8 protein-coding genes and 1 tRNA gene are annotated in these 10,431 nt (G+C 66.3%); 4 read left to right on the top strand and 5 right to left on the bottom strand.

Going from position 1 to position 10,431, the window contains the following annotated elements; all coding sequences use genetic code 11:
- Positions 1-1,028 precede the first annotated feature (1,028 nt).
- On the top strand, positions 1,029-1,565 hold the full coding sequence (locus MUN33_RS09525) for a hypothetical protein (RefSeq protein ID WP_244804673.1): 537 nt from the start codon (positions 1,029-1,031) through the stop codon (positions 1,563-1,565).
- A 371-nt stretch (positions 1,566-1,936) separates the two neighbouring features.
- Here the strand turns inward: MUN33_RS09525 and MUN33_RS09520 are convergent, their stop codons facing one another.
- Positions 1,937-2,503, bottom strand: a complete 567-nt coding sequence (locus MUN33_RS09520) for a TIGR03086 family metal-binding protein (protein ID WP_244804672.1) — start codon at positions 2,501-2,503, stop codon at positions 1,937-1,939.
- A 103-nt stretch (positions 2,504-2,606) separates the two neighbouring features.
- On the bottom strand, positions 2,607-3,371 hold the full coding sequence (locus MUN33_RS09515) for a metal-dependent hydrolase (protein WP_244804671.1): 765 nt from the start codon (positions 3,369-3,371) through the stop codon (positions 2,607-2,609).
- Positions 3,372-3,618: 247 nt separating this feature from the next.
- On the opposite strand from MUN33_RS09515, the gene MUN33_RS09510 reads away from it, so the two are divergent.
- Positions 3,619-4,227, top strand: a complete 609-nt coding sequence (locus MUN33_RS09510) for a hypothetical protein (RefSeq protein ID WP_244804670.1) — start codon at positions 3,619-3,621, stop codon at positions 4,225-4,227.
- Between the two features lie 588 nt (positions 4,228-4,815).
- Positions 4,816-5,904: a RhuM family protein gene (rhuM, locus tag MUN33_RS09505; protein ID WP_244804669.1), complete on the top strand. Its 1,089-nt coding sequence runs from the start codon at positions 4,816-4,818 to the stop codon at positions 5,902-5,904.
- 81 nt (positions 5,905-5,985) lie between these two features.
- On the opposite strand, the gene MUN33_RS09500 is transcribed toward rhuM, so the two are convergent.
- Together MUN33_RS09500 and MUN33_RS09495 are read right to left on the bottom strand one after the other, a co-directional pair.
- A tRNA-Thr gene (locus tag MUN33_RS09500) sits at positions 5,986-6,058 on the bottom strand.
- Positions 6,059-6,158: 100 nt separating this feature from the next.
- Positions 6,159-7,388: a DNA polymerase III subunit delta' gene (locus MUN33_RS09495; protein ID WP_369414950.1), complete on the bottom strand. Its 1,230-nt coding sequence runs from the start codon at positions 7,386-7,388 to the stop codon at positions 6,159-6,161.
- A 97-nt stretch (positions 7,389-7,485) separates the two neighbouring features.
- Between MUN33_RS09495 and MUN33_RS09490 the strand changes: the two genes are divergently transcribed.
- Positions 7,486-9,012, top strand: a complete 1,527-nt coding sequence (locus MUN33_RS09490) for an adenylate/guanylate cyclase domain-containing protein (RefSeq protein ID WP_244804668.1) — start codon at positions 7,486-7,488, stop codon at positions 9,010-9,012.
- Here MUN33_RS09490 and MUN33_RS09485 read toward each other — a convergent pair.
- Complete coding sequence (locus tag MUN33_RS09485; protein ID WP_244804688.1) at positions 9,009-10,250, bottom strand: Nramp family divalent metal transporter; 1,242 nt, start codon at positions 10,248-10,250, stop codon at positions 9,009-9,011. The two genes, MUN33_RS09490 and MUN33_RS09485, sit on opposite strands and share 4 nt — an antisense overlap.
- Positions 10,251-10,431: the final 181 nt, after the last annotated feature.

Raw genomic sequence — 10,431 nt, 5'->3', positions numbered from 1 at the left:
GCAATCGCTGAGATCCTCACCACCGTCATCAACGCCATCGTCGACACCTTCGGCTCCGTCCTCGACACCATCGTCGGTTCCGTCAAGTAAGACGGACTGCCCCAACTCCGGGGACATGCCATCTGCTCCGATCAACCTAGGTTGGTCGGAGCTTTTGTATGTCCTCGATTCTCCCACCTCCCACAAACTTCGGCAGCACCCCACGAATCGACACGTCCTGTCGCTGGGAACAGATCCGCCCTCAGCACCGGGGAAAAGATTTTTTTCCAGTAATGTAACGAACCTCCGGACGCCCCCGATACTAGAAATGAAGCGCCACGGGCCCGACCGGGAACGCTGCCGCGCTAACCCCATACATTCAATCGGAAGGCAACATTCATGTCTGCAATCGCTGAGATCCTCACCACCGTCATCAACGCCATCGTCGACACCTTCGGCTCTGTCCTCGACACCGTTGTGGGTTCCGTCAAGTAAGACGGTGAGCTAGCCCCAGCACCGGGGCAGCCTGAAATACTCCGACCAGCACCCGCTGGTCGGAGTTTTTGCATACCCGGTGATCCCCGTACCACCATCAGCGAGGGCTGATGTTTTGGTGACGTAATGACTATCCGCAAATCTCCGATACCAGGGATGGAGCACTACCGGGGACACCGTAGTGCCCACCCCATCCACCTCATCGGAAGGCACCATTCATGTCAGCGATCCAGGATATCCTCTACACCTTTATCGGCTACAGCCTTTACCTCCCCTTTATGCTCCTCGGCACCGTCGTCAGCTCCCTCAAGTAGGACGTGCACAAAGCTCCGACCAGAGCACGCCGGTCGAGGCTTTTGCGTTTTCCTGTCGAGATAGACCTCGGCGTGAAAAGACCTTCGGCCACCGCCGACAACGCCAACTCCCGCACCATTCCACCCCCAGTACCCACAACTTATTTCCGAAGCGATAGAAGATGTGGCTACACTGAGCTTCTTCTCACCATAATGCGTTGAACCCCCACGCAGAACGGCCACCTTAGAGACAGGAACTCAGTGAACAAGACCTGGAAGGTCCTTCTTTCCCTCATCGGCACGGTCGCTGCGGCGATCATCCTTGTGTTCGCCAACAACATATCGGTATACGAACCACCGACCGCCTCAACAAGCACCGCCTCGGCAGACCTGCAGGCAGCCATTGCCCAACACCGCGAAGAGGAAGCGAACCGCCTGGTCAGCGAGAACCTCGGCCCCGGCTCCGCGCGAACGGACACCGTTCCACCGACTCCGCGCAGTTCAGCAACCACCACGTCACCACTCCCCACCCCTGAGACGGGCGCACGACCTTTCCAAGAGCCCTACGACACGGCCACAGCGCCCGAACAGGGTTACCGGTACGAACCGCCCGCATCGCATCAACCCGCCCTGGCTCAGCCTGCGCCCCCGGCGTCCGCAGGCGTAGACGATGCCGTCACCCCGGGCGCATGGTGCAGAAAGAACATGGCGGGAGCCACGGGCCTATCGAAAAACGGCATACCGATGACCTGCACCTACGAAGGCGGCGAGGACGTTCCCCGGTGGCGGGCCACATAGACGGGACACCCCTGAACAGCAGGTCACGCCTCCCCGCCCGCGAAGTTTCGTTGCAACTTGAAAAGTAGGTTCCCCACAGCCTACGATTACCAGTAACACTGCACCGAACTGAAGTTGTTTCAGGCTCTCCACGCCCCGCAGTGCCCCTTGAATCTTCTTCCGAAAGGACAACATCATGATCGTCAGCGGTCTGCTCACCTCCGTTCTCGGCCTCGTCGGCGGCCTCCTCGCCGGCCTCGGCGGCACCGTCGCCGTCCTCGGCTCCATCCTCTAAGGTCTCTTACCTCAGAGAATGTCATAACCAGGACCCCGTACCCAGGCCTATCCTGGGCGCGGGGTCCTGTTGACTCAATCCCCGACGACGGGGACAGTCACCGCAGACCGAAGCCGGGGTCCCGTCCCACATACGCCATCAACCGGATCGTCGGCGACGCGTCAGCCGGGACCTCATGGGGCGGCCCGAACCCACCCCGCGCCTGCAACTGGCCCCCCAACGACCTCAGACCACCGAGGTTACGCTCGGCGAACTCCCCGTCCAGCTCCACGTCCCGCCCCTGGGAACGCGCGAGATCCCAGGTGTGCATGAACACGTCCGGGATGAAGAAGCCCTTCGCGTTCGTCTCCAGGGTCTGGCCCGGGATGGGACCACGGGTGACCAACGACTCCGCCGTTGCCTCGTCCTCCAGGGCAGCCTGCACGATCGCGGCGAACTGCTCCCACGCCGCCGCCGGATCGGAATGCTTGTCCTCCGTGAGGTTCACCGGAACGCCCGCATCCTCCAACCCGGGACCGAACCAGCTGATCAGATGCCCGATGATGTCCCGGGCGACCCATTCCTCGCACGGCGTCCTCGCATCCCAGTCATTGTCCCTGGTCTGCGCGGTGAACCCTTCCGCGATCACCCGGAAACGCTCGGCCGTGTCCTTCGGTACTGACATTACTCAACCTCCTGGTCATTCCCGGGCGCTGTCGACGCCCGGTGGCTGAGTCCGAGAGTACCCGCGAACGGCACGCCACAATCTGACGGCGGTCAGCCCGTGATCAACCCACGATCAACCCGTTGTTCCACCCCACCACGCACACGCCTGCAAGCAGGGCGGTGCACACCACCATCACCACAGTGTCCCCGAAGCCGGCGGCCCGGATCCGCAGAGCCCGCGGGAGCAGATGCACCGCGCCCCACCGGTCGCCGCCGACACGGATGAACGGGGCGAACAACGGCACCCCGGACCTGGTGATCGCGTCGCCCACACAGTGCACCAGGCAGCCGACCCCGACAGCGGTGCCCATCACCAACGGCGACAGCATCTCCGGAGAATCCTGCCACACCAGCAACGACAGACCGACCGCGATCACCACAGCACCGAACGACCCCCACTCCCGCACCACCGGCCGCACCAGTGAATGCAACGCCAGCAGCACGAGCGCCGCGAAGATCCCCACGGTCACCCGCACGTCCCCGAGGTCCACCGCGCACCATGTCACCACCGCCATCGCGACGGCGAACAACACCGTATGCGTTGCTGTGCGGTGCCCACCCGCACGCCGGCTCCGCGCCCCTGTGACCTCGGCGAACATCGACGACGCCCGGTTGATGAACACGGCCAACAGCCGGCTCACCGGCCCCAGGGTACGCGCCGCCGTGCCCGAGGGGTGGTCGAGGTCCGGCAGGACCGCCGCCCCCGCCGTCACCCCGGCCAGGACCACCGCGGAGGTCGCGTCGACCGGCACCCCCGACATGCCCGCTGTCACCACCGCCACCGCAGCGCCCGCAGCCGCACCCGACATCGCGTGCGTCGGCCCCATGACCATCGTCCCATCCTCGCCTTCCTCGGCTGTTTTCCCTTTACACAGCGTCACACCATGCTCCGGGGCGTGCTCCTGCACTCCGGTGACAGTTCTACAGGGCATCCCGGACATGAAACGGACACAGGGGTGTCGCACCACACCCACCACACCCGCCACAGCCCTGTCGGCCAAAACATCGTTTGCTAAAGAAACGGGACATGCGTTATTTTGCTCACACCCTGTCCCTTCTCATAGGAGGGGCACCATGACTTTTCAGGAGAACACGATGCGCAACCACTCCAAGCTCGGGGCCGTCGCCGCCGCAGCAGCCGTGACCCTCGCACTGACCGCCTGCGGGTCCGGCGACGACGATGCCGCGGAGACGACCTCCGCCACCAGCTCGACGTCCGCCACGTCGTCCACCTCCTCGTCCACCTCGTCGTCGGCGTCTTCCTCGGCGGAGAACCCCGGGGACGACGACCGCGGCAACGGCGGCCAGGACGGTGGCGGCGAGCCGGCCCCCGCCGGCGGTAACGGTGGCGGCGGAAATGCCGGCGGTGGGAACGCCGGGGGAGGCAACGGCGGCGGTGGCAACCCCGGAGGCGGGACCGGCGGCGGGACCGGCGGCGGGACCGGCGGCGGGACCGGCGGCGGGACCGGCGGCGGGAACAACAGCAGCGACAATGGCGGGGGCGACGGCACCACGGCCCCTGCTGACCCGACCAAGACCGACACGCCGACGGACGATCCCAATGGAACGGGCGACGACAGCGGTGACGGCACTGACGAGTCCGAGGGGACCGGCGAAGGCTCCGGTGACGAGAAGAAGGACGACAACACGGAAACCAAGGAGACCGACACCACGCAGGAGTAACCCCCTCCATCTGCAGGGGCCCTTCCACAGATGAGCACACCCGGCACGCCGTGACACGGCGAGCCGGGTGTGTTTTGATTCCGCTGAGGCGCCGGCATCCCGTCGTAGAGCGGACGGGTGGCAGAGGTGTCGTCCGAATGGCAGACCTACAGGGCAGTTCAGGGAGCGGAATCGCCCAGTAGGTCTGCCAGCCGGCCCGGACCTCTGCCACCTCACCCCAGAGCGCTTCACCCGACGCGCAGGACGAAGCCGGCGATCCCACCCCAGACGTTCGAACAAGGGCGTTCCATGTCCATGACCTCGAGCATGATGGTGAGGGGCGAGCCGCACACATACGAAGAGCTGACGGAGGGCGATGATGACTTTGGCGACGGTAGCTGATCGATGCTGCCGCCGGCCGGAGCGCCGGGATAGACTGCGGGTCGCACATCGGAACGATCTCCCGAGAGCTCGGCGTCACCCGCCACCTGATCGGAGCCTGGGGGTGAGGCGTGGTCCAGGCCTCCGCATCCCGGCTGCCCGGGTTGCCCCGTCGTCTGCAGAGTCAGCAGGTTCCGAACACGACGACCTGATCGAGGAGTTGAAGACATGGACGACGAAATGAATACCGGCGACGCTCAAGAGGTCATCGTCGAGACAGTCGACGGTGTCGGCGAGTTCGTCATCTACACCACCGAGGACGGCTCCACCGAGGTCCACCTCCGGGTCGTGGATGACACAGTGTGGATGACCCAGTCCGAGATAGCCCATATGTTCGGCGTCACAAGCGCGAACATCGGTACGCACCTCCGCAACCTCTATCAAGAAGAGGAGCTGACCAGGGACCGAACTAGCAAGAAATTCTTGCAGGTTCGATCCGAGGGGGACCGGACCATCCGACGGACCGTGGCGCACTACAACCTGGACGCCATCCTCGCCGTGGGATACCGGGTGCGAGGCTCCCGCGGCGTGCAGTTCCGCACCTGGGCGAGCACGATCCTGTCGGAGTACCTGGTCAAGGGCTTCGCGATGAACGACGAGAAGCTCAAGGACCCCCGCGGGACAGACTACTTCGATGAGCTGATCGCCCGGATCCGCGACATACGCACCTCCGAGGCGCGGCTGTACAAGCAGATCAGGGACATCTTCGCCTTGTGTGCCGACTATGACCCCGACGATCCCCGGTGTTCTCAGTTCTTCCAGAGGATCCAGAACAAGCTGCACTACGCCGTCACGGGGCTTACGGGCGGAGAGATCATCGCCACGAGGTGCGACCCCGCGGCGGCTAACCTGGGACTAACCAACTTCAAGGGGAACAAGGTACTCAAAGCAGACGTGTACACCGCGAAGAACTACCTGACCTCCGACGAACTCGACCGCCTCAACCGCTTCACCGACGGCTTTCTCACCTACGCCGAAGACCAGGCGCGTAGACGCAAAGCCGTGTACATGGAGGACTGGCTGCAGAAAACCGACAAGTTCATCGAGTTCAACGAATACGATGGCCTCGATGACGCAGGTCGCATCCGTACGGAGGCAGCGAAGAAGCTCGCAGGAGAGCGCTACGACCTTTTCGATGCGAAGCGCCGTGCACCAATCGAAGCGCAGGCAGCAGCTGAGGAGATCGAGCAGTTGCAGTCAATCGAGAAACAGCTCCTCGCCGACCGTAGAAGGCTGGAGCCCCGGACCCGCGAGTAAGAAGCGGGTTCAGGACCGATCTGCCCGCCAGCCCCTGCACACGACGAAGGCCCCGTCCTGGTGGACGGGGCCTTCGTGCTGAGCCGCCTGCGAGAATCGAACTCGCGACCTTTTCATTACGAGTGAAACGCTCTACCGACTGAGCTAAGGCGGCGTACCTGCACCATCGGCGATGGTTCAGCATACGACGGGTAATCCTAGCGGACGGCACAATCCTCCACAAAAAGACCCCCGTCCTACGCTCCCACCGCAGGTCAGACCTGGCCGCAGCACTCCCTCAGACGCCCCACCATCGCCGCGAGCGCCACATCCGGCTTCACGTTGTAGGTCAGGGTCTCCCGGCATGCCGACACCGCGTCGATGCACTGCACCAGGTTCTCCGGGGCGTTGCGTCGGGCCAGCTCCCGCGACACCTTCGCCTGGTCCGGGTGCAGGAAACCACCCACCGGGACGTCCTCCTCCACGGCCCCGGCGGCGATCATCATCGCGTCCCGGTACAGCCCGGCGATATCGATCAACGCCAGGTCCAGCGAGTCCCGCAGCATGCGCGTCCGCCGGTTCTTCTGCTCCTTCTCCAGCTCCTTGATCTGCCCCGCCGAGCCCGACTGCGCCTTCGTCACCCCACGTCCCTTGGCCCCCATTCCCAGGGAGCTCTTCAGGTCCTCCAGCTCCTTCTCCTCCCGCGCGGCGACCGTGGCGGTGGCCTCCTCCGTCGCCGACGCCACCAGGTCGGTGACGAACCGGTACGACTCCCCCGGCTCGTACACCAGACCGGGCAGCTTCAACGCGCTCGCCCGCTTCGCCCGCGCCTTCTCCTCCGACGCCAGGTGCCGCGCCCGACCGATGTGCCCGCCGGCGACCTCCGCCGCCCACGACGCCTGCTCCGGCGACAACCCGAGCCGCTCGTCCGCCATCAGCACCGCCTCGACCTCCGCCCGTGACGGCGTCGGGACGTACAGGTGCCGGCAGCGGGAGCGCAACGTCACCGCGATGTCCTCCGGGTCCGTGCTCGGCGCACAGAGGATGAACACGGTACGCTCCGGCGGCTCCTCGATACTCTTCAGCAGGGCGTTGGCGCTGCTGTCGTTGAAACGGTCGGCGTCCTCGAACACCACGATCCGCCACGGGGCGACCGTCGGCATCGCCGCGGCGGTCTTGATCACCTCGCGGGCCTCCGACACCTGGATCACCACACCGTCGGTGTGCACCCACGTGATGTCCGGGTGCGACCCCGCCGCCGCCGACCGGCACCCCCCGCACCGTCCGCACCCCGGCACGTCCGGGTCCTCGCACACCAACGCCGTGGCGAACGCCTTCGCCGCGACAGAACGTCCCGACCCGGGAGGGCCGGTGAACAGCCACGAATGCGTCATCGCCGCCGACTGCCCTCCCCCACGCGCCGCGTCCACCGCAGCGAGCAACGGGACGGTCACATGCGGGCTGAGCACGGCGGTGGTGAACACGGATTCACGGGAAGAACTCACAGCGAACCAGTCTAGTCATCCTGTCCAACCCCCGACCCGGACACAACAGGGGCGGCCACGGGGACACACAGGTGCCCGCTCCGATAGTCTGGACGTCATGCAGAGACTGGGGCAGTACATCGCGTGGGCGTGGGGCACCACCTGGCCGTTGTACGCCCTGTCCGTGTTCGTGGTCAACGTCGTCGGCGCGCTCGCCGTGGCGTCGTTCCTCCGCTTCCTCGTGCCGCTCGGCGGTGCGACGGAACTGACGTCGGTGAACACCATGACCGCCACGCTCTACACCGTCTACTTCATCGTCGCCCTGGTCAGCGGGATCAGCGCCACCCTCTTCTTCTTCACCCCCGTGCTGCGGTGGCAGCGCAACCCCGACCCCGTCGACCCCGTGATGATCCGACGTCTGGTGCTGCGCATCCCCGCCCTCCAGGCGCTGCTCGGCGCGGTGCTGTGGGGGGTCGGCGTGGTCATCTTCACCGTCGTGGCCTCGCAGGTCTCCGGACGGTGGGCCCTGTCCGTGGCGGTCACCGCCCTCCTCGGTGGCGCGATGGTGGTGCTGATGACCTTCATGGTCGCCGAGCGCCTGGTGCGCCCGGTCGCCGCGAAGGCCCTCAACCGCACCGCCGCACCCCAGGGGCGGATCTCCCCACTGTCGGCGCAGATCACCAGCGTGTGGATCCTCACCTCCGCCGTCCCGGTCATCGGCGTGGTCCTCATGGTCGGCGCCCAGGCCACGGGCTTCTTCACCGGCGACGCCCGCGAGATCCTCCCCGGCGTCCTCGCACTCAGCCTCACCGCACTGTTCACCGGGTTCTCCGGCACCCGGCTGATCACCATGACCGTGGTCGACCCCATCCGCGAACTGCAGTACGCCATGAACCGGGTACGCCGCGGCGACTCCCACGCCCAGGTCCGCATCTACGACGCCACCGAGATCGGCGTCCTGCAGGCAGGGTTCAACGAGATGATGCAGGGACTGCGCGAACGTGAACAGGTGCGCACCCTCTTCGGACGCTACGTCGGCACCGAGGTCGCCCGCCGTGCCATCGAGGAGAAGCCCGAACTCGGCGGCGCGAACCGGTTCGTCGGCGTCCTGTTCGTCGACGTCATCGGCTCCACCGGGTTCGCCGTCTCGTCCTCCCCCCAGCACGTGGTCCAGGCGCTGAACAGCTTCTTCGACAAGGTCGTCGAGGTCGTCCACCGCAACAAGGGCATCATCAACAAATTCGAGGGCGACGCCGCACTCGCCGTCTTCGGCGCCCCGATCCCGCTGGACGACATGGCCGGCCACACCCTCGCCGCCGCCCGGGAACTCCACCAGGAACTCGCCGACCACGAACTCCCCGCCGGCATCGGCGCCGCCGTCGGCGAGGTCGTCGCCGGACACATCGGTGCCAGCGACCGGTTCGAGTACACCGTCATCGGCGACGCCGTGAACGCCGCCGCCCGGCTGACCGACCTCGCCAAGGACACACCGGGCCGCGTCCTCACCAACGCCGCCACCCTGCGCAAGGCCAACGAAGCCGAACAGGCCCGCTGGACACTGATGAAATCGGTGGAACTGCGCGGGCGTCGCGAGATGACCCAGCTTGCGCGCCCGATCCGCTCCACGCTGGCCGAACGCGGCTAAGCCTGGCCCGTCAGCGTCAACCAGATCAACGCGACGTTGAGCGCGATGATCACCGCACAGATCACCGCAGCCAGCACCGTCAGCGCCCGCGGATTCGCCCACCGGCCCATCACGGTGCTCCGCGCGGTCACCGCCACCAGCGGGACCAGAGCGAACGGGATCCCCACGCTGAGGACGACCTGGCTCATCACCAGCGCCCACGTCGGCTCCACACCCGCGCCGAGGATCAGCAGCGCCGGGAGCATCGTCAACAGGCGGCGCAACAACAACGGGATCCGGACCTTCAGCAGGTCCCGCATCACCATGTCACCGGCGTAACACCCCACCGACGTCGACGCCAGCCCCGAGGCCAGCAACCCCACGGCGAAGAGGATCCCGACCACCGGGCCCAGCGCACCCTCCACCGCGGCATGGGCGCCCTCGATGGTGTCCGTGCCGTCCACACCCCGCAACGACTGCGCCGCCAGGCACAGCATCGCGATATTCACCGTGCCGGCCACGACCAGCGCCGTGCCGACGTCCCACTTCGTGGCCTTCAGGTGGCGCCGCATGCCCGCCTCCCCGTGCGGTGCGAACCGACGGTCGCGCACCAGACCCGAATGGAGGTAGACCGCGTGGGGCATCACGGTGGCGCCGAGCATGCCCGCCGCCAGGACCACCGAATGCGTGTCCTGGAAGCGCGGGACGACCCCCTCGACCATCTCGCCCACCGTCAACCCGGTGACGAACAGGCCCGAGAGGAACCCCACCGTGATGACCACCAGGAACCCCATGATCACGAACTCGAAGTGGCGTTGGGTACGCCCGCCCTGCAGCGCGAGCATGCCCAGTGACACCACCCCGACGATCACCCCGCCGAGCACCAGCGGCGTCCCGAACAACAGGTTCAGGGCGATGGCGCCACCGACGACCTCGGCGACGTCCGTGGCTGCGGCGATGACCTCCGCCTGGCCCCAGTACGCCAACCGTCCGGCCCTCCCCCGCCGGCGACGGGCCGGACTGCCACTGGACTCGCGCCGGTCGAACCAGTCGGCCAGCGTGGCGGACAGCGACCTGGAGGTGACCAGACCCAGCTTCGCCGAGAGGTACTGCACCACCGCCGCCATCAGATTGGCGACGATGAGCACCCACAGCAGCAGGTACCCGTACTCGGCACCCGCCGACAGATTCGCCGCGACGTTGCCCGGGTCCACGTAGGCGATGGCGGCGACGAACGCCGGGCCGAGGAGACTGGTCAGACGCGGTTGTCGCCCGCTGCGCTCTCCGCGCCCGTCCTCCTGCTGCCCGAGGTCGACGTCCGCCGCATCCACCACCACAGTTCGTCCTCCTCAACTACCCGTGTTCAATCTATTGAACTTGAGGATAGACCTCGGGGAACTTACGGGCAATGTGGCGGGATGGCCCGGTGCGACGCGCCGA

It is taken from the genome of Corynebacterium kalidii, assembly GCF_022869005.1.
Lineage (GTDB): Bacteria > Actinomycetota > Actinomycetes > Mycobacteriales > Mycobacteriaceae > Corynebacterium > Corynebacterium kalidii.
This window is presented reverse-complemented; position numbering and strand designations above follow the sequence as displayed.